Source organism: Oleiphilus messinensis (assembly GCF_002162375.1).
In the GTDB taxonomy this organism is placed as follows: Bacteria; Pseudomonadota; Gammaproteobacteria; order Pseudomonadales; family Oleiphilaceae; genus Oleiphilus; species Oleiphilus messinensis.
In genome coordinates this window covers 4,193,002-4,214,065 of the sequence record NZ_CP021425.1, presented here as the reverse complement: position 1 = coordinate 4,214,065, position 21,064 = coordinate 4,193,002, and the positions used below count along the sequence as shown (strand labels likewise).

The 21,064-nt window shown below is 49.4% G+C and carries 17 protein-coding genes; 9 read left to right on the top strand and 8 right to left on the bottom strand.

What is annotated here, in order from left to right; translation table 11 throughout:
- Positions 1–84 precede the first annotated feature (84 nt).
- The 7 genes from OLMES_RS18375 to xdhA are packed head-to-tail and all read right to left on the bottom strand — an operon-like array spanning position 85 to position 7,505.
- Entirely contained in the window at positions 85–594 is a 510-nt protein-coding gene (locus OLMES_RS18375) for an ureidoglycolate lyase (RefSeq protein ID WP_087462601.1), read from the bottom strand.
- A complete protein-coding gene (uraH, locus tag OLMES_RS18370) occupies positions 595–948 on the bottom strand; it encodes a hydroxyisourate hydrolase (RefSeq protein WP_087462600.1) in 354 nt (117 codons plus the stop codon).
- Positions 945–1,469 carry a 2-oxo-4-hydroxy-4-carboxy-5-ureidoimidazoline decarboxylase gene (gene uraD, locus OLMES_RS18365; protein ID WP_087462599.1) on the bottom strand — a complete coding sequence of 175 codons (525 nt, stop codon included), beginning with the start codon at positions 1,467–1,469 and terminating at the stop codon, positions 945–947. The genes uraH and uraD overlap by 4 nt, the downstream gene beginning before the upstream one ends.
- 55 nt (positions 1,470–1,524) lie before the next feature.
- Positions 1,525–2,676 carry an allantoicase gene (alc, locus tag OLMES_RS18360; RefSeq protein WP_087462598.1) on the bottom strand — a complete coding sequence of 384 codons (1,152 nt, stop codon included), beginning with the start codon at positions 2,674–2,676 and terminating at the stop codon, positions 1,525–1,527.
- A 5-nt stretch (positions 2,677–2,681) separates the two neighbouring features.
- Entirely contained in the window at positions 2,682–3,587 is a 906-nt protein-coding gene (xdhC, locus tag OLMES_RS18355) for a xanthine dehydrogenase accessory protein XdhC (protein ID WP_087462597.1), read from the bottom strand.
- A complete protein-coding gene (gene xdhB, locus OLMES_RS18350; protein WP_087462596.1) occupies positions 3,584–5,977 on the bottom strand; it encodes a xanthine dehydrogenase molybdopterin binding subunit in 2,394 nt (797 codons plus the stop codon). The genes xdhC and xdhB overlap by 4 nt, the downstream gene beginning before the upstream one ends.
- Positions 5,970–7,505, bottom strand: a complete 1,536-nt coding sequence (xdhA, locus tag OLMES_RS18345; RefSeq protein WP_087462595.1) for a xanthine dehydrogenase small subunit — start codon at positions 7,503–7,505, stop codon at positions 5,970–5,972. The genes xdhB and xdhA overlap by 8 nt, the downstream gene beginning before the upstream one ends.
- Before the next feature lie 625 nt (positions 7,506–8,130).
- Here xdhA and OLMES_RS18335 point away from each other — a divergent pair.
- From OLMES_RS18335 to OLMES_RS18305, 7 genes are all read left to right on the top strand, one after another.
- Positions 8,131–9,675: an ABC transporter ATP-binding protein gene (locus tag OLMES_RS18335; RefSeq protein WP_087462593.1), complete on the top strand. Its 1,545-nt coding sequence runs from the start codon at positions 8,131–8,133 to the stop codon at positions 9,673–9,675.
- Positions 9,672–10,784, top strand: coding sequence for an ABC transporter permease (locus tag OLMES_RS18330; protein ID WP_087462592.1), 1,113 nt, complete (start codon positions 9,672–9,674; stop codon positions 10,782–10,784). Before OLMES_RS18335 ends, OLMES_RS18330 begins: the two co-directional genes overlap by 4 nt.
- Before the next feature lie 12 nt (positions 10,785–10,796).
- A complete protein-coding gene (locus OLMES_RS18325; protein ID WP_087462591.1) occupies positions 10,797–11,723 on the top strand; it encodes an ABC transporter permease in 927 nt (308 codons plus the stop codon).
- 82 nt (positions 11,724–11,805) lie between these two features.
- Positions 11,806–12,912, top strand: a complete 1,107-nt coding sequence (locus tag OLMES_RS18320; protein ID WP_087462590.1) for a BMP family ABC transporter substrate-binding protein — start codon at positions 11,806–11,808, stop codon at positions 12,910–12,912.
- Positions 12,913–13,073: 161 nt separating this feature from the next.
- Positions 13,074–13,850, top strand: coding sequence for a DUF5020 family protein (locus tag OLMES_RS18315; RefSeq protein WP_087462589.1), 777 nt, complete (start codon positions 13,074–13,076; stop codon positions 13,848–13,850).
- Between the two features lie 189 nt (positions 13,851–14,039).
- On the top strand, positions 14,040–14,666 hold the full coding sequence (locus OLMES_RS18310; RefSeq protein ID WP_087462588.1) for a TetR family transcriptional regulator C-terminal domain-containing protein: 627 nt from the start codon (positions 14,040–14,042) through the stop codon (positions 14,664–14,666).
- A 138-nt stretch (positions 14,667–14,804) separates the two neighbouring features.
- Entirely contained in the window at positions 14,805–16,151 is a 1,347-nt protein-coding gene (locus OLMES_RS18305; protein ID WP_087462587.1) for an 8-oxoguanine deaminase, read from the top strand.
- Here the strand turns inward: OLMES_RS18305 and OLMES_RS18300 are convergent.
- The gene (locus OLMES_RS18300; RefSeq protein WP_232465144.1) at positions 16,148–16,762 is read right to left on the bottom strand and encodes a phosphoribosyltransferase; all 615 of its coding nucleotides are present in this window, start codon (positions 16,760–16,762) and stop codon (positions 16,148–16,150) included. The two genes, OLMES_RS18305 and OLMES_RS18300, sit on opposite strands and share 4 nt — an antisense overlap.
- A 289-nt stretch (positions 16,763–17,051) precedes the next feature.
- Between OLMES_RS18300 and OLMES_RS28060 the strand changes: the two genes are divergently transcribed.
- Positions 17,052–20,360, top strand: a complete 3,309-nt coding sequence (locus tag OLMES_RS28060; protein ID WP_157678373.1) for a methyl-accepting chemotaxis protein — start codon at positions 17,052–17,054, stop codon at positions 20,358–20,360.
- A 76-nt stretch (positions 20,361–20,436) separates the two neighbouring features.
- Complete coding sequence (locus OLMES_RS18290; protein ID WP_087462586.1) at positions 20,437–21,003, top strand: phosphoribosyltransferase; 567 nt, start codon at positions 20,437–20,439, stop codon at positions 21,001–21,003.
- The last annotated feature ends 61 nt before the right edge of the window (positions 21,004–21,064 follow it).

Genomic DNA, 21,064 nt, shown 5'->3' with positions numbered 1-21,064 from the left:
CCAAACCACGCTCCTCATTTCTTGATTGAGCGATTTTCAGGCTCAACAGAGGTTAAATATGAAACGTCAACAGACCCTAAGGCATCAGGACGACAATGCAATCTCAATCTTTGTGTCGCGGTCGAAATGGAATTCCTCACAGTTTTTTCCTTGCCCTTTGCGATCGACCACCAGGAAGTCGCACGTTTTATTTAATGCCAGGACGGGGTGGTGCCAGGTATTGCGGTGGTAGTTAATACCTTGATCCGGTTGCGCAAGGAACAGCTTCAAATCTTCGGGGGTCAACACTTCAACCGGGTTGGCAACCAGTACCAGATAGGGTTCTCCGGAAAGCGGGTGGAATGACTGGCTGCCCAGTGGATGCCTTTCCATCATATGGATGGCCATGGGCAATTGCCGGGCCTGCGCGCGAAAGATATTAATTGCAACAGAAGCTTGTTCACCGCAACTTTCAACTTTCGCCAGGCTGTCGAAGCGTTCGGTATTCCCGTCGTTGATCAGGATCGCATCACGTTCACCTATGGCCACTACATCACCAAAGGGGGCGAATGCTAAACCGGTTAACGGTTCCGGATGTAAGGTGATCTTTGCCATTTAACTACCTCGGTAGGTGGACATCCCATGGGCAGAAATCAGTAACGGCACATGGTAGTGTTGTTCGGGATGCTGAATCCGGAAGGTTATGGTGACGTTGGGGTAGAAGCACGTTAAACCCTGATTGTCGAAGTAGGGATCGGTTTCAAATTCAATCTTGTAAACACCGGTCTCTCGGGATTGGCCTTCCAGCCAGTCGGTAATACGACCATCTTGATTGGTTCGGGATTGGGCTATTTCGACCCACTCCGAGCCCGGTTGTCCGCTTTGCGAGCGGAAAAGTGTGACTTGTATCCCGACTGCCGGTCGGCCGAGATGGGTGTCCAGTACGTGAGTGGTAATCGGGCTGCTCATAACGACTTCTCTTCGTCTGTGGTGATCAGTTTGGCGATACGCAGTGCGGTGATCTGGCTTTGTTGCTCCGCAGCGATCGCGAGTTCCACTGATCGATCATTGCGTAGTCTGTCTTCCAATAGTTGTAGCATTTCTGCTGCGCTCTTGCCGGTTGCACATACGATGAAAATGAACCCGTTTTGCTGCTCGTACGCTGTGTTGCCGTCCGCCAATCCTTGCAGGGTGCGCTCATCGGCGACATTTACCGAAGACTGCTCACCGGAGGCAAGGGCTTTTGTTGCTGCATACTTCTTGCGCAAGCTGTTGACGTCGCCGATCTTGGGGTGACCAGCGAAAGCTTCCAGAAGGTCGTCTTCCTGCATCTCCGACCAATGCTCAAGCGCACGGTCCTGGCATTGTTGTAATGACTGGAAAGGTCGACTACTCACCATGGCGTCGACCCAGCGCGATGCGGTACAGCATTGCATAAAGGTCGTGTAGGCGGCTTCTTGCAAGAGTTCATTTAACTCATTCAGTGTCATTGCGGGTTTTCCTTTGTTACTTTGTTCGCTGCTGTGGTGTGTTCTGCGCAGTAATTCATGATTCGTGGCGGTTTGTTGGTTTACCCCATAGTCTCAGTCGGCTGATGCCCCCGTCCGGGTACATTTTCAGGCGAATATGGGTGAATGGTTTGTCGCTGTTTAGAATGTCCTCAATAAACAGATGCTCCCGGTCTGCCTTGAGCGGGGTTCTATTGATAACGGGATGCCATTCAAGTGCAGTGGTGACGGTTTCCTGATTTAATTCAGGATTAAACAACGCATCCTGATGGGCGTCCTGACTTAATTTGGTTGTATCCTGAGCAACTGTTTCAGTTAAATACGCACCCTCTATGGCAAAACTGTCAGGATAGTTGCCTTTGAAGTGGCAAGTGTCGACAAGCACTTTCTGAAGTGTACCGGGTGTAGCGAGTTGCAGAATAAGCCAGTCGTTGGCACGATCTTCAGTGGCCGATCCGGTTGGACGCCTGCGCTTGGTTTCCCATCCGTCTCCCATGTTCGCGCCTCGACCGGGCATAATCAGGTTTTCCATATGACTGAAGAACATGTCCGAGCAGATGAGCGGCCGCGCACCGTTTTTGATGTAGGCAAGATCGATCAGTTCCCCCGGAACAAATTGGCTCCAGTCGAGTGACACTTCGCCATAGACTCTGAACCGGGCGACACCGCCATCGGGATAGATGTGCAAGCGGACATGGGTCCAGACCTGATCTGAGCTGGTGTCAAACAAGTTCTCGGCATTTTGTGCCAATGCGCTTTTCGGTAATATCTCCTGCCAGACCGTGCTTTCATCCGGGTCACCTTGTACACAGGAGCAGGCTTCCACGGAGGCAGCCTGGGGAGAATTACCGAGAAAGTGATGAGTATCGATATTAAATCCATGAATCCGTCCCGGCGCACCGAGCTTTATCGTACAGTGGTCATGTTCGCGGCCATCACTGGTGGTACCGTCTGGCAGAAAGCGTCGGCGACGGGATTCCCAACCATCCATCCACTTTCCCCGGTCGGTGTATTTGTCTTCGATAAACACGCCTCGACCGGGTTTGAGCAGATTCTCCATTTCCGCGAAAAAGTCATCGGTACAATGCAGTGTTTCTCCACCTAACCGCTTGGCAGCGAGATCGGTAAACTGTTGTTCAAATCGATTTCTGGGGGCAACACGGGTTTGCGTCGTTAGTTCCTGTTTCATGTGCTTTAGGATTCCTGTTCTGGTCGTGCAGACCGTAGACGTAAATGTGGTTGAGTCGGTTCCAGTTTTTCAGGATCGCCCGGCTGTAGTTGTCGCTTGATTTCTCGCCAGGGAATGCCTCGGTGTACGGGGGCTGTTTTGTCTCGATGTTCCAATGCGATCAGTTCCCCGGCAATGGACACCGCGACTTCCATTGGTAATTTACCGGGCACTTCAGCCAGTCCTACCGGACATTGAACCGCGGAAATCTGTTCGGTTGTGAAGCCTGCCGCGCGCAGACGGTGTTGAAAGCGATTGGCTTTGGTTTGTGAACCAATCAGACCAATATGACGCAATGCACCGTGTTTCAATGCGGCTTCCGTGAGTTCGTAGTCCAGCTGATGATTGTGGGTCAGTATCAGTAGATCTGATCCCGCCGGTAATGATGGAATACAGGTCACGGGTGTGGCTGTAACCTGTATCCGGGTATTTGGTGGGATCTGATCCGGGAAGAGTTCGCCCCGGCTGTCAATCCAGGTCACGCGGCAGGGTAATGCGCCCAGTATTTTAATCAGCTCTTGGGCAACATGTCCTGCACCAACCAGTGCAACGCGAAACTGGCAAGCTGCGAATGTCTCGACCAGTACCGTTACATTTCCGCCGCAACACTGCCCCAAAGCACCGCCGAGTGGCATGGGGTAAATTTCCTGGCCTTCATGATGCTGTGCCAACAATTCCCGGGCTTTGTTGGTTATGGTGAATTCCAGGTTGCCACCACCAATGGTGTCGTAGGTCTGGTCAGCGGTTACCACCATTTTGCTGCTTTGGTCACGGGGAGTAGACCCGGAACAACCGAGTATAGTCACCAGCGCGTGTGCTTCACCGCGTTGTTGGCAGGCTTGCAGGGCCGATATCCAATTCAGATTATTCATGACCGGGTCGCTCCTTTTTCCGGATTGAGTTCCGGATCGAGGCTGTAGATCGCGTTGAGTACGGCTTCAGGTGTGGCTGGTGTGTTCAGTTCCGGGCTGATGCGATATTCGGATAAACTGGAAACCGCATCCCGTAGTGCTGACCAGACGGAGATGCCCAGCATCAAGGGGGGTTCACCCACAGCTTTGGAGCGATAAACCGTCGCTTCACTATTGGGGCTGTGTTCGAGCAAGTTCACCCGAAAATCCAGTGGCGTGTCTCCGATCGCAGGGATTTTGTAGGTCGCCGGGCTGTCTGACCTGAGCTGACCCTGGTCATCCCAAACCAGGTCTTCAGTGGTCAGCCAACCCATACCCTGAATAAACCCACCTTCAATCTGACCGATGTCGATTGCCGGATTGAGGGAGCGGCCAACATCCTGAAGAATATCGACCCGCGTAACTTTGTATTCCCCTGTCAAGGTGTCGACTATGACTTCGGATACCGCTGCGCCATGGGCATAGTAATAAAAGGGGCGACCTTGTCCGGTGGCGCGATCGTAGTGAATTTTCGGGGTTTTATAATATCCCGTTGAGGATAACGGAACCCGGTTCATGTAGGCGAGTTCAACAAATTCAGCGAATGGAACCCGCTGCTCTCCGGCAATAATATGATTGTCGTGGAATTTAACGTGTTCGGGATCGACCTGGTAATGCTCGCAGGCGAATTTGACCAGCTCGACCTTGATGCGCTCACAGGCATCTTTCGCGGCCATGCCGTTCAGATCCGAGCCGGAAGATGCTGCAGTTGGAGAGGTATTGGGTACTTTGTCTGTGCGGGCGGCGGATACCTGAATACGCTCCAGGTCAATTTGAAATGCTTCCGCCACGACCTGAGCCACTTTGATATAGAGGCCCTGACCCATCTCCGTGCCACCATGATTGAGGTGTACGCTGCCGTCGGTGTAAATATGTACCAGTGCACCGGCCTGATTGAGAAATTGCACGGTGAAGGAAATACCAAATTTTACCGGGGTGAGGGCGAGCCCGCGTTTGAATATTTGATTCTGTTGATTAAATTCAGTGATTTCCTGGCGTCGCTGCCAGTATTCTGAAGTTTGCTCCAATTCCGCAATAAGTTTGGGCAGTATGGCTTGCTCAATGGTCTGACCATAGTGGGTTTCTGTGCGTGGGTCGATGGCACCGGAGGCATCGGTAATGTGATCGTGACGCACGCCGTAAAGATTTCGTTTACGTATGGTCAACGGATCTTCCCCGACATGACGGGCAATATCATCCATGATCTGTTCGGCGATCATCATGCCCTGTGGCCCGCCAAAGCCCCTGAAGGCGGTATTGGATACCGTGTGAGTTTTACACCGTAGTCCGGTGACGCGGGCGGCATTCAGGTAGTAAGCGTTGTCTGAATGGAACATGGCCCGGTCAACAATGGCATCGGACAGGTCCGGTGAATTGCCGCATTTACCGGCGACTGTGATTTCTGCGCCCTGTAGAATGCCGAGATCATCGAAACCAACGTGGTATTGATTCGAGAAATCATGGCGTTTTCCGGTCATGACCATATCGTCGCGTCGGGACATTCGGTACTTGACGGTCTGGCCGGTTTTCCGGGCCAACAGGGCCGCAATACAGGCCAGTGGTGCAGCCTGGGTTTCTTTGCCGCCAAAGCCCCCGCCCATGCGCCGGACCTCGACCTGTACCTTGTTCATCGTCAGGTCAAGTACCTCGGCCACCAGTTTTTGCACTTCCGTCGGGTGCTGGCTTGAGGTGAGTACCCACATGCCGTTATCTTCTGTTGGCGATACCGAGCACACTTGTCCTTCCAGGTAAAAATGCTCCTGGCCTTTGACATACTGTTGCCCTTTGAGTTGATTCGGGGACTGTGCAATCGCCTGCTTTGCATCACCCCGTTGTTGCACATGGGGCGGGCGCACGAAGAATTCGTCGGCCATGGCTTTTGCAACGGTTAACGTCGGTTCCAGCACATCGTACTCGATTTCTGCCTGTTCCAGCGCCCGGTGAGCGAGTTCATGGCTTGTGGCTGCAACCGCAAAAATGGGCTGGCCAATATATTCGCAAATCGATTCAACCAGCACCGGATCACCCGGGAATACCGGGCCAATATCGATTTCGCCCGGTACATCCTGTGCGGTAATCACCCCGCGCACACCCGTTGCGGTGCGCACTTTATCAAGGTTTATCGATTTAAGGCGGGCATGGGCGAATTTGCTGCCACCCACGGCTACATGCAGGCAGGATTTGGGTTCGCTGACATCGTCAATATAGCGAGCTTGTCCGGTTACGTGTTTTTCAGCGCTATCATGTTTCGCGTTCTGGCCGGTTCTGTGCTGGCTCGGGCCCGTTAACGCCATGGATTGTTGTTCAGTCATGGCTCGCCCCCAAATAGTCTGTATTACTTGTACTGTGTATTTGTTCCACCCGCGATATTGGCCTCGCCGATGTGTTGGTGTCGGGCTGATTCTGCTGATCTAACAGTTCGTAGGCACACTTCTGCAGCAGGCCCTGAGCAACCCGGATGCGATAAGTCGCACTGGCCCGAACATCATCGATCGGGGTGAATGCGTGCCCTGTTTGCAGTGCAGCGCTTTTGAATGATTCCAGAGTAAGAGGGCGGTTAATCAATGCTTTCTCTATGGGGATGGCGCGTTTCGGAATGGCGGCCATTCCTCCGAATCCCGAAGTGACGTTCTTGATAAGGTCATCGTCTATGGTGATTTTCAGCGCCATAAGCACCGCAGAAATGTCATCTTCAAGACGTTTGGAAATTTTGTAGACTTTGAGATATTCGCCGTTCTTGAGTTTGGGGATGCGAATGGAGCGGATATATTCGCCCGCTTTCAGCGCGGTTTTTTTGTAGTCCAGAAAGAACGAGTCAACGGGCATGAGGTGGGTTCCGTCCTGGCTGCTGATCTCCAGTTCTGCGCCCAGAGCAATCAGTATCGGTGGGGTATCACCAATAGGTGATGCGTTCGCAATATTACCGCCCAGTGTGCCCTGATTACGGATTTGCTCGGAGCCGAGTCGCATCAGTAGATTGCGAAACTCCGGGAAGGCGTTACCAATGTGTGGCTCGATTTCGCTGTAGGTTGCTGCCGATCCGATAACCAGCGTGTCTTGTTCGGTGTAAATCTCTTTGAGCGCCTGTATCTGATCAATACAAACCAGCGTGGGCATAGGCTGCTGCCACCGTGGTGCCTCCAATGCCAGGTCGGTTGCCCCGGCCACGATTCGATAGTCCGGGGTTGTCGCCAGAATTTGTTGCAGCTCTGGCTCTGTTTGCGGACAGAAGGATTGGCTCTCTGTGGAGTGCAGTCCTGCAAGCTGTTGGTTTTTGACTTTTGTCTTTGGCAGCGATTGATCGGTGTTTTCGGGTGACCAGATCTTGACCGGTTGAGTCGCCGTTTCTGAACACATTTGCAGTGCAGCATCAATAATTGGCCGATAGCCTGTGCAGCGACACAGATTACCAGATAGCGCCTGCTCGACTTGCGTTCGTGTGATTGCTTTATTGCCGGTATTCAGCTTTTCATATAAACCCACCATGGACATTACGATTCCAGGTGTGCAAAAACCGCATTGGCTGCCGTGGGTATCCACCAGTGCTTTTTGTGCGGGGTGTAGTCCACCATCTTGTGCAACCGCTTCGACGGTTACGATACTTTTGCCGTCAACCTGACTTAAAAACGTAATGCAGCTGTTGATCGTCTGGTAAAACCACTCGCGGCTTTGGTTGTTCTGCGTACCTAAAAGTACCGTGCAGGCACCACAATCTCCGGTGCCACACCCTTCTTTTGTGCCCACTAAGTTCTGCTGTGTCCTGAGATAACGGAGCAGGGTTAGATTCGGGTCCACACTGGATTCCGTGTGCAACTGGCCGTTTAAATAAAAGCTGATCATTTTATTGCCTTGCTTTCTGTGTTTCCGAGTGCGTTGATAATCGATACTTATACTTACAGATTATCAGCACTTGAAAGGGTTAACTATCCACTTTTGATGATCTTTGGTCGTCACTTATCGTAGCGATTCACTGTCACAAAACCCTACATTTTCTGATTTGAATGCGGTGTCTGTGTTTATCGCTACTTTCTCTAGTAAAAAGCCTTAGGCCTCTAACGAAAAGCTTTAAGCAAAAAGCTGACCAAATGGACAGGTAATGTAATGATGCGCCACAAAGTACCGGTTTGGCAAGGGTCTTTTCGCATTGAGAATAGATGAGATTGTGCTACAAGGAGTGTAAATGAGTCCGGGCTTGATATTTATTGCACTGGAATGGTTCGATAATGGTTAGGTTGTTCCTATGTGGTGCGTAAATGCTGAATCTAAAGCCGCATTTCACAGATAAAACTGTGCATTCCGGGGTGTGCATTCGCAATTACTCAGTTTAATTGCTGTGTAATCTGGGCCATTTTTCTGGCTTTTATGTAGAAAAATGGACATGGTCTCATAAAAAACTGAATAATTGGCAAATAAATTGCTAATCGAGTTTTCGAAAATAAAGTTGTCCAAAAGGTCAGGATATAACATGGTCCAGCTAGATCTGATGAATATCACCAAATACTATCCGGGGTGCGTCGCAAACCAGGATGTAAGCTTGCGGGTGGAGCGGGGTGAGATTCATGCGCTACTTGGCGAAAATGGTGCGGGTAAAAGCACGTTGATGAAAATCATCTACGGTATTGTCAAGCCGGATGAGGGACGCATGATCTGGGAAGGTGTGCCAGTCATTGTTCGGGGTGCTGCTCATGCCCGTGAGCTGGGAATCGGTATGGTGTTTCAGCATTTCTCGCTGTTTGAAACCTTGACTGTTGCGGAAAATATCGCCCTGAGCTTGCCTAAAGATCAGGTAAAAAGTGTATCGGTTCTGAAGCAACGTATTATCGAAGTATCGGAACACTACGGCATGAAACTTGATCCAGATCGTTATGTTCATACCCTTTCTATTGGGGAGCAACAGCGGGTAGAGATTGTCAGATGCTTATTGCAGGACGTAAAACTGTTAATACTGGATGAACCCACATCCGTGCTCACACCTCAGGAAGTTCAAACCCTGTTCAAAACGCTGCATCAATTGGCGGACGAGGGGTGCAGTATATTATTCATTTCCCACAAGCTTGACGAAGTGATCGCGCTCTGTGACGGAGCCACAATCTTACGTGGCGGGCAGGTTAGTGGGCATTGTTCGCCTAAAGACTCAACGGCAGAAGAGCTGGCCCGCATGATGGTCGGTGATGACACGCCCCTAACCGAGAACTATGAGAAGACATCGGGCGGTGAGCCGTTTTTGCGGATAAAAAGTTTGAGTTATCGCTCCGATGATCCATTTGCTGCGGCGCTGAAAAAAATTGATCTCGACGTCCGGGCAGGGGAAATTCTGGGCATTGCTGGTGTTGCTGGAAATGGCCAGGAAGAGTTGTTGAATTTGATCAGTGGTGAAGCAACCTCTGCGAAAAAATCGGTATGGTTGGGTGGTGATGCTGTGGGTCATTTAGGGCCTCGACAACGCCGGGCGTTGGGATTGGGTTTTGTTCCTGAGGAGCGCCTTGGCCGGGGAGCAGTACCGGATATGGCGCTTGCGGAGAATGCGTTGCTCACCGCGTATCAATCAGGGCTCAGTCGTCGGGGGTGGATATTCTCGAAACAGGTGAAAGATTATGCCCGACAAATTATCGAGCGTTTCAATGTAAAGGCTTCGGGGATTCAGGCGCAAGCAAAAAGCCTGTCCGGAGGGAACCTGCAAAAATACATCATCGGTCGTGAAATATTACAAAATCCGAAGTTACTCGTGTGTTCCCATCCTACCTGGGGCGTCGATATCGGCGCGGCAATTTTGATTCGTCATGCTTTGATAGCGCTGCGTGACGAGGGGGCGGCCATATTAGTGGTGTCTGAGGATATTGACGAATTATACGGAATCAGTGATCGAATTTGTGCTATTTGCGATGGTGAATTGTCGCCCGTGGCCGACACTCGGGAGGTGAGTATTAATCAATTAGGGCAGTGGATGGCAGGAAATTTTTCCGCTCCAGATAGTTTGCCGGATACCCAATCTGTGGAGGCCAAACCATGATTTTTGCATTACGTATTGAAAAGCGCCCCTCAGATTCGCGACTGATGTCGTTGTTGTCACCTATCTTGGCCATTGTCTTGACGTTGGTAAGCGGTGCTGTGTTGTTCGCCGTGCTTGGGCATCCACCACTTCACGCCTTGTATACGTTTTTTGTTGCCCCGCTGGAAGATGTTTATGGCTGGACAGAGCTTGGGGTCAAAGTTGCGCCGCTGTTGTTGTGTGCCATGGGCTTGATGCTGTGTTTTAAAGCCAAGGTCTGGAATATCGGGGCTGAAGGCCAGTTTATTCTCGGTGGTTTGGGGGGCGGGTATATCGCACTGGAATTACTGCAGGTGGAGTCTTTCTGGGTGCTACCGGCGGTGATTATTTTTGGCAGCTTGTGTGGTTTGTTGTGGGCAGGTCTGGCGGCATTGCTTAAAACTCGGTTTGGCGCTAATGAAATCCTGACCACGATTATGCTTAATTACATTGCACTGAATGCGTTGCTGTACGCCGTCCATGGTCCGTTGAAAGACCCTGAAGGGTATAACTTTCCCGAATCGGCCTTGTTTTCCGATTCAGCCTTGCTACCCGCAGTATTAGATGATTATCGCATGAATATCAGCATCTGGTTCGGGCTGATCGCTGTTGCGGTGATCTGGACCCTGATGTCACGAACCCTCATTGGCTTTCAGATTTCCGTTTTGGGCGAGGATCGCGCTGCGGCGAGATTTGCAGGGTTCAATGAGAAGCGCCTGGTTTGGGTGGTGCTGTTGGTCTCTGGCGGGCTGGCCGGGCTGGCTGGTGTGAGCGAGGTTGTCGGCCCCGTCGGTCAATTGAATCCCTATATCGCACCGGGATACGGATATGCTGCCATCATCGTTGTTTTCCTGGGACGTATGATGCCAATCGGTATTGTCCTGGCCAGTGTACTGTTAGCGCTCACGTTTATGGGGGGCGAAATGGTACAGATGGAGCTGACGTTGCCCAAGTCCTTGACGGGGCTTTTTCAGGGGATGTTGCTCTTTTACTTGCTGGCATGTGATCTCCTGATTTCATATCGAGTGGTTCCAAATCGGCCCATCAAAAAGGGCTCAGGTGCCAATCTACAGACAGCGCAAGCGGATTAAGTTGGGGGATTTATGGATTTTGATTTAGTAGTAAATATTCTGTTTGCGACCATTCGCACCGGTACACCGCTGATTCTGATTGCATTGGGTGAAATGGTCTGTGAGAAGTCCGGCGTACTCAATCTGGGGCAGGAAGGCATGGTGTTGATGGGCGCGGTTGCGGGCTTTATGGCCGCTGTTGTCACGGGGCATCCTGGACTGGGGGTTTTGGCTGCCATGGCCGCCGGGATGTTAATGTCTTTATTGTTTGGTTTTCTGGCCATTTCACTGGTGACCAGTCAAGTGGCGACCGGATTGGCGTTGACCATCTTTGGTACCGGTCTCAGTGCCTTCTTGGGGGCAAGTTATGTCGGCGTCGGTATCGAAGGTATCGGAGCCTGGACGGTGCCGTTGCTGAGTGAAATTCCCGTGATCGGTAAAATTCTATTTTCCCATGATCCGCTTGTTTATTTGTCCTGGGCCTTATTTGGACTCGTGTACTTCTGCTTCAAATCTACACGTATTGGTTTGATTGTCCGGTCGGTCGGGGAGAATCCGGAAGCGGCAAACGCAATAGGCATGTCGGTATTCAAAGTACGCTATGGCGCGGTGCTGTTTGGTGGCGCAATGGCAGGCCTTGCAGGTGGCTATCTGTCTCTGGCTTACACGCCCCTTTGGACGGAAGGGATGTCGGCAGGGCGTGGCTGGATCGCATTAGCGCTGGTTGTCTTCGCCAGTTGGCGTGCGGAGCGTGTCTTGCTGGGCGCTTACCTTTTCGGTGCTGCAAGTATTATGCATCTGGTTTTGCAGGGTCTTGGCTTTGAAGCCTCACCAAATCTATTGGCGATGCTGCCCTATGTTGCAACGATTGTTGTATTGGTTGTTTTGGCAAATGATGCGGTAAAAACACGTCTGAACACGCCGATGGCACTGGGCAAACCCTATCGTCCCCAGCTTTAGTAAAGGTTTTAAAAACGCGGAATTTGTAAATCTCAACATAAGATCTCAACCTCAATGCTACTTATTAACTCAGGAGTTCATAATGACGTTTGGAAAAAAAGGTACGATTTCAGGGCGAGCGAGGAAACTCTTCAGTGTGCTCGGTCTGGCGACTCTGGCGACCACCGCAAGCGTGGCCCACAGTGCGGAGCCATTGAAAATTGGCTTTGTTTATGTCGGCCCCACCGGTGATGCCGGCTGGACATATGCTCATGATGAAGGGCGAAAATACGTAGAAAAACATTTAGGTGATAAAGTTCAAACCACCTATGTGGAAAGTGTACCGGAAGGTGCAGACGCCGAGCGGGTGATTACGCAATTGGCAGCAAAAGGTAATGACCTTATTTTCACCACATCGTTCGGTTATATGAACCCGACCCTCAAGGTGGCGAAGCGGTTTCGCAAAGTGACGTTTGAACATGCTTCAGGCTACAAGCGCAACAAGAATATGGGGACTTATTTTACCCGCGCTTATCAAGGTCGTTATCTGACGGGTTTGATCGCAGGCAAAATGACCAAAAGCAATGTTATTGGTTATGTAGCGTCCTTTCCGATTCCTGAGGTGATTCGGGGTATCAATGCCTTTACTAAAGGCGCCCGGGAAGTGAATCCGGATGTACAGGTTAAAGTGGTTTGGGCCAGCACCTGGTATGACCCAGCTAAAGAGCGAGAAGCTGCAGAGACGTTGATTTTACAGAAAGCGGACGTATTGACTCAGCACACTGATTCAGCAGCGGTGATTCAAGCGGCGGAAGCAAAAGGCGTTTACGCCATCGGCTATCATTCCGATATGTCGGTCTATGGTGAAAAAGCGCATTTGACCTCAACGATCCACAGTTGGGGGCCGCTGTACCTGAAAAAGGCTCAGGCCGTTATCGATGGAACCTGGACATCTGAAGACTTGTGGCCTGGCATCGCAGAAGGTACCACGAACATTGCCCCGCTCAACAAAGCGATTCCTGATGATGTGAAAGCTTTGGTTATGGCCAAAAAAGACGCGATCAAAAAAGGTGAAATGCGCGTTTTTGATGGTCCGGTATATGACCAGGCCGGTAAAGCAATGGTCGCGTCCGGCACCACGATGTCAGATAAAGAGCTGCTGGGCTTCAACTGGTACATTCAAGGTGTTGAGGGCCAGCTCCCCAAATAATCCCGTACCGCTTTCTGATTAACCCCGGATTATTTCGCCGTCCTGCGGAATAATCCAACATTCTTCGAATCCTGTTCTCCAATTTTTAATGCCCACTCCCAGGGTAGGGATTCATTCGTCTTGAAAAACGTTAAGCAATACAAACTGAAAAGGTGTTTAAAATGAAAAAAATACTGAAAAACAGTGGTGTAGCAGTTTCGCTTGCACTGGTTCCCGCACTTTCATCGGCGGAGATGTACTGGAGCGACAACAGTATTACGGTTTTGCATGGCTCTGATTATTACAATGTAAGCCATGCATTCGGTGATCCGAATAAAGATCTCGAAATTACCACGCTGACCTTGGAGCATGCTTCCGGCCATGACTGGGGAGATGTGTTTTTCTTCATGGACCGTCACCACGGCAAAGGCGCAGCAGGTGATTTTAACGAAACCTATGCGGAGCTTTCACCCCGATTGAGCCTTTCCAATCTGACCGGCCAAACGCTCAGTGTTGGGCCAATGAAAGATGTTTTCCTGGCAATGACCTATGAAATGGGCTCAACCAGTACCGGCTTCTCTCAGGATAACTATCTGTACGGGATTGGTTTCAGTTGGGACGTACCCGGTTTTGCGTTTCTCAAGACCAATATTTCCTACAGCGTCAATGACAATGTGAAAGATGATATCCAGTTGAACGTTGGTTATGGTGTGCCGTTCTCACTGGGCGAAGTGGATTTCATGTTTGATGGCTATATTGACTGGTCTTCCGCCGAGTCAGACCATGCTTCAGATTTCCACTTTAACCCTCAACTTAGAGTGGATGTTGGAAAATTTGTCGGAATTACCAAATCCAAGCTGGAAGTCGGTTTCGAGTATTCCTACTGGAATAACAAATACGGCGTGAAATCGTCAGACACTGAATCCGCATTCAGTGCGATCATGAAGTACCATTTGTAAGTGACCTAGAAATAACGCTTACAAGCAAACCTGAAGTACCTCCCGCTGTTTGATCCTTGATCAGGCGTGGGAGCCCCGACCAGAGTCTTTAATGCTTTGCCATGTTGATTTTCGCACCGAAGGCAACATGGCTTTTTTTATTTTGAAAGCTTAAAATAGCGTCCGGTTTACAGGGGTGTAGCGATCGTCGTGACGAATAAGAAAACAGGTAGAATCCGAGAACAGAACAGCCAGAAAATATTGCAGGCTGCAGAACAGGAATTTGTTAAACATGGCTTCAAGGGTACCAGCATGCAAGTGATTGCAGATACCGCTGGTTTACCGAAAGCCAATGTTTTGTATTATTTTAAATCCAAGAAGGATCTTTATGGCGCGGTTTTGGCCGATGTGATCCGGCGCTGGAACGAGTCACTGGATGATTTGAGCGAACAGGATGATCCGGCCAGTACCCTGAAACGGTATATTGAAGCAAAGGTGGATTTATCGATTCGGTACCCCAATGCGTCAAAGATATTTGCCATGGAGATTATTCAGGGTGCACCCCATTTGCGCGATCATCTGCGTACCGAGATGCGGCAGTGGGTCCGGGAAAAATCGTTGATTATCGAATCCTGGATTGCCCAGGGAAAAATGCAACCCATTGATGCCCAGCATTTGATTTTCATGATTTGGTCCAGCACCCAACACTATGCAGATTTTGATACCCAGGTGTTGACGGTGACCAACAAGCAGGAGTACGATCCTGCGGACGTTGACCAGATTAAAGCGTTTTTGTGTCAGGTTATCCTGGCGGGGTGTGGGTTGAGTACACCTTAATAAAACTCAACAACGGGGCAGATTAACACGCAAGTCACTGCCATATTCCAAACAATCAAGTTAAATTTAACTCGGTTGGTTTGTGAATGTGGGGTGGCGCCACCTGACATTTCGCAAACCCGAAAGAGAGGTGGAAATATGCAAACAACCTGGATCAAGCATCCCTTGGCGGTATTTACCGCAAATGATCAGGATGCTTCAAATGGCATTGTCATTGGCGGCGGGCAAATCCTGGAACTGGTCGCTTCAGGGCAAGCGCCCACAATACAGGTTGATCAAGTTTTCGATGCCAGCGAACATGTTTTGTTGCCGGGCTTGATCAATACCCATCATCATTTATATCAAACGCTCACTCGCGCTTATCCTCCCGCTTTAAACAAGCGGCTTTTTCCCTGGCTGAAAACCCTTTATCCCGTTTGGGCCCGGTTACAACCGGAAATGCTGTTCAACGCCACCCGGCTGGGATTGGTTGAATTGCTGCTCTCGGGGTGTACCACCGTGGCGGATCACCATTATCTTTTTCCACAGGCGTTGACTGAAGCGATTGATATTCAAGTTCAGGCAGCCACTGAAACAGGCTCTCGTGTGGTGTTAACTCGCGGTGCAATGAGTCTGGGGGAGGAGCAGGGCGGGTTGCCACCCCAGTCTACGGTTCAGACGGATCGGGAAATTCTGGATGATTCGGCCAGAGTGATCAAGGCATTCCATGAGTCGGGTGAGGGGGCAAGGATTCAAATCGCACTGGCCCCCTGTTCGCCATTTTCGGTGACCCGTGAGTTAATGGTAGAAACCGCGTCACTTGCTCGCTCCCATCAGGTTCGCTTGCATACGCACCTTGCCGAGACCGAGGATGAAAATCAATTCTGCCTGTCCATGTTTGGCGTGCGTCCCGTGGATTATCTGGAGTCGGTTGACTGGTTGAGCAGTGATGTCTGGTTGGCCCACGGTATCCACTTTAATGACGAAGAACTGATTCGATTGGGGCAGGCCGGGGTGGGGGTCTGTCATTGCCCATCTTCAAATATGGTACTGGCATCCGGCATTTGTCGGACACTGGAATTCCAGAATGCCGGAGGCCATGTCGGCTTGGGGGTGGACGGCTCGGCTTCAAATGATGCCTCCAACATGATGCAGGAAGTGCGTCAGGCGCTGCTGATAAATCGTTTGCGTTATCAGGCCGATGAGGTCACCCATCGTGACGCCCTTTACTGGGCAACTAAAGGTTCGGCCAATGTGCTCGGGAGAACCGATATAGGTGAGCTTGCGCTTGCCAAACAAGCAGATTTGGCCCTGTTCAAACTGGATGAGCCCCGCTTTTCCGGTGCCCATGATCCGTTGGCGGCACTGGTATTATGTGGTGCTGCCTCTGCAGATCATGTTGCGATTGCCGGGGAATGGCGGGTACGAGATGGACTGCCGGTGCACCAGGATTTGCCTGAACTCATACAGCAACATACGGCGAGTGCCAGGCAATTGGTCAGTTAAGACCTGAATAGAACTGGCTTGATCAAGTCGGCGACGGTGTCTCCTTTATGGGTTCGGATTTCATCGGGGTTTAGCCCGCTTAACTCATACGGGAACACCAACCAGTCCTGGGTGTTATGGAGAAAATAATCTGGTTTAGTATCCGTTGTGCGTTCGGTTGGTCGGTAGTAGAGCGTAGCGATCTTGATCTCGTGAGGTAAATTACGCCTTAGATGTTTTCGCAGACGGCGAAGCACCGCTTCAACATTATAACCGGAGCTAAAAACGTCATCGACGATCAGGAGCGTGTCATCGGCGTTGAGATTTTCGGCAAGATATTGAGTGCCATGAACCCTGATTTCAGCCGGATTTTCGATCATGTTCTGATAGGCGCGCATACCCTGGTATGAGGTTCTCAGCGAGATGTGATCCGTTTTGATACCCAGCGTTTGCAAACATTCCTGGACATAGATGCCAACCGAGCTACCCCCTCTCCAGAGGCCAACGATAAACGTGGGTGTGAAGCCGCTTTCTTTGATTGCAACACCGAGTCGAAAGGAATCTTCAATCAGAGATTGCTCGGTCAGGAAGCGCTTTTTCATGGCAGAATGATTGCTTTGTGTTTTACTCATAGGACATGATTACGAAATTGATATAATTGAACCAAGTGGTCAAGAAATATATTAGGCCAGAAATTGTAAATATAGACAAGGCTATTGGTCATTGCAGGATTATTGGAAATAGAAGCCCGGAACATTAAGTCAATAGAGTATTGCGAAACATCGATGCTCCCAGATTTTAAAATTCACTATACTTATTTTGTGTTGCCGTAATTTACTTATGCCTATGGGGCGCGCTGGTGGATTCATTCCTGAATAACCCCAAAATAAATTGATCACAAATATCCAAACAGAGGTGTTAATGACGATTGCTAAAAAATCTCTGATAGGTGCGCTGATTCTATCGTTTGTAGCGATTTTTTCTACCGCAATTATTATTGCAAGCTCATCATATCAAAAAGCAGAGAGTGTAATCCAACAACAGACCAAAGAACGTCTTATTGCATTACGAGAAGTGCAGAAGAGCTCAATTGAAGCCTACCTCGACCAAATCAAGAAACAAGTCCTCACAGAATCCAATAGTGCTTTCGTACTTGATGCTGCGCTTGCTTTCAAGTCTGCATTCCAAACCTTTACGAGCCGCAATATCGACCAGGCAACAATGAAGCGCGAGCTTAAAACCTACTATCAAAATGAGTTTGGTCGGCGCTATGAGGTGAAGAATAACGATAGTTCATTGTCTCCTCTCGCGATGTTAGACCGAATCTCAGATCGTGCAGTTATGTTGCAGTATTACTTCATCCAAAACAATCCGAACCCACTAGGCGAAAAAGATGCTCTCTATGAGCTTCCAATCGATATCAATTACAGCCGTGCGCATGCCAGGAATCACCCCCGTTTCAGGACGTTTCTTCAGACTTTTAACTTTTACGACATATTCATCATTGATGCTCAAACCGGGCAAGTGGTCTATTCGGTTTTCAAAGAGCTGGACTTTGCGACTTCTTTGTTAGAGGGTCCGTATCGTGACAGTGGTTTGGCAGACGTGTTTAAAGCAGTAAGGTATGCGACTGACAAGGATGCAGTTGCCTTTTCTCCGTTTGAATCCTATACGCCATCTTATGAAGATCCGGCATCATTTATTGCATCGCCAATTCAGGATGACAATGGCAAAACAATAGCGGTACTGGCCTTTCAAATGCCGATCGATGAACTTAATGCCAAAATGACACACTACCAGAATTGGCAAGAAAAAGGTCTAGGATTAAGTGGTGAGACCTATTTGGTCGGGGAAGACTTTAAAGCGCAAAGTATTAGTCGTTTCCTTATTGAGGATAAAGCTAATTACCTACATGCCATTGAGAGCGCAGGAGTGGCCAAAGCAACAGTAGAAACTATCGCCAATAAAGAAACCAATATCGGCTTTCAGGAGATAAGAACTCAAGGCACCAGCGCTGCGCTCGCGGGAGAAACAGGCTTCGCGATCTTCCCGGATTATCGAAATGTGCCTGTTCTGTCCGCCTACACCCCTATCGATTTTGAAGGTTCTAGAATTGTGCTGATGGTTGAGATTGATCAGGCAGAAGCGTTCGCCTTTTCGGGGGAGATGATTCGCGTTGCGGCTACTTTAACCATTGTTGTGTCACTCGTTATACTTTCCATTGTTGGTTTTTTGGTTTGGCGCTTTACGGCCGGTGTCTCCAAACAGCTTGACTCTGCAGTCTATTTGGCTGATCAGGTATCGAGAGGTAAAAAAGCAGATTTGACCGGCGTTGTCCGATCAAACGATGAAGTTGGCGGCTTAATATCTGCGCTTGATCGCATGCAAACCGAACTAATAGGAGAGCTTGAGCGAAGGGAACAAAATGCAACACGTGTCAAGATGGCTTTGGATGTTTGCGATACCAACGTTATGATGGCTGACACAGATTACAATATTGCTTACATGAATCATTCCGTTCGCAACATGATGATCGACGTAGAAGCCGACTTGCGTAGAGATTTACCTCATTTTGATGCACGTAATCTGATGGGACAGAATATTGATATTTTTCATAAGAATCCGGCACATCAACGCGGTATGCTGGAGGGATTATCTGATGTGTATCGTACTGATATTGTCGTTGGTGGTCGTACCTTTGGCTTAACTGCGACCCCCATTCTTGGTGCGAACAATAAGCGCCTCGGTACTGTTGTTGAATGGGATGACAAAACAGAGCGCTTGGCGGCAGAGTTTAAGAAACAGCGTGCTGCTGACGAATCAATGCGCATTAAACAGGCCCTTGACAATGTCAGTGCTAACGTCATGGTGGCAGATGCTGACCGTAACATTATCTATGCCAACTCAGCTATTGTTGCGATGTTTCGCAGTGTGAATAACGAATTGCGTAGAGACCTTCCGAGCTTCAATGTGGACGAACTGATTGGGACAAGCATCGATCAGTTCCACCAGAATCCTGCACATCAGATGAAGCTTCTTGATGACCTGACAGGTCAACTCAAAACCAAAATAGTTGTTGGGGGTCGACACATGTACCTGACTGTAAATCCTGTTTTTGACGCGGCAGGCAATCGTTTGGGGACAGTCGTTGAGTGGAGCGATAAAACCATCCAGCTTAATATCCAGCAAGAGTTGGATGACCTTGTTTCAGCCGCAGCAGACGGTAATCTGAGTGAACGTATCTCGATGGAAGATAAGGATGGTTTTTTTGCGGATATAAGTTGTGGTCTAAATACGTTGCTTGATGAGGTTTCAGATTTCATCGCGGAGATTGGTCAGAGCTTTAGTGCAATGTCTAAAGGTGATTTAACAACAAGTATCTCTAAAGCATATCAAGGCGAATTTGAAACGATTAAAAACAATGCCAATAACAGTATGGCTAAGCTTACGGAAGCATTATCTTTGATTCAGCAGGCGTCGATTAATGTTCGGGTTTCTGCTAATGAAGTCGCCAAAGGCTCAGATGATTTGAGTCGTCGTACTGAAGCGCAAGCGAGTTCTCTGGAGGAAACCGCTTCCAGTATGGCTGAGATCACGGTGACGGTAAAGCAAACGACTGATAATGCCGTTCGAGCTAACAGTTTGGCAGATGAGGCAAAAAATAAAGCCGAAGCCGGTGGCGATGTGGTTAATCGTGCTGTTAACGCTATGACCGAAATCCTCGACTCAAGTAAAAAAATCAACGATATCATTGGTGTCATCGATGAAATCGCTTTCCAAACCAATCTCCTTGCACTTAATGCAGCGGTTGAGGCTGCGCGAGCAGGTGAACATGGCCGCGGTTTTGCTGTTGTTGCCGGAGAGGTTCGTACTTTATCACAACGCTCGGCAGCTGCAGCGAAACAAATCAAAGACCTTATTCGCGACAGCGTAAATAAGGTGGAATTTGGTTCGACGCTTGTGAATCAATCGGGTCAAACACTGTTTAGCATCGTTGAGGCCGTTGAGGAGGTCGCATCCATGATTGGTGAAGTGAATACCGCTTCTCGGGAGCAAAGCAGCGGGATGGATCAAATTAATCAAGCCATCACACAGATGGATGAAATGACCCAACAGAACGCAGCACTTGTGGAAGAGGCATCGGCAGCCAGTTGTTCAATGTTGGAAGAAGTGACTCACATGTCGAAAATGATTTCTTTCTTCAAATTAGGTAAGGGAGGCAATGCTTGATGTTACTGCTTGAAGTGATAGGTGAGCAAACGGCAGTAATGTGCGCAGTTTAAACAATTCGGAATATGAGGAGTATATGGGAGATAAACAATATCTGAGTGCACAAGGATTATTGGAGGATTCCTTCCGACTGGCGGCCAGTGTACTTGAAAGTGGATTCAAGCCGACGTTTATGATTGCGGTTTGGCGTGGTGGCGTACCGATTGGAATTGCTGTTCAGGAGTATCTCGCAGCCCACGGGATTGAAACCGATAATATCGCCATTCGTACGTCTTCTTACGCGGCAGGCATCGATCAACGCCAGCGTGAGGTGCGCGTGCATGGATTGAATTACCTGATGAAGAATATCGCCGCTGAAGACCGTTTGTTAATCGTAGACGACGTGTTCGATACTGGCCGGTCAATCGAGGCCATTATTAATGAGCTGCAACGCCGTACCCGCTTGAACATGCCCTCGGATGTCAGAGTGGCGGTTCCGTATTACAAACCTTCCCGCAATGAAACCTCTCGTGTTCCCGATTATTATCTCCATGAAACCGAAGCCTGGTTGAAATACCCTCATTCCCTTGAAGGATTAAGTGCCGCGGAAATCAAAGCTGGCCGTCCAGAACTGTATGACATCATAAAAGATCATCTGCCTTAACCGGCACCGTGGTTTAATTAGTCATGGTATTCCCCATCTAATTGCGTTACCTTGCCTGAAG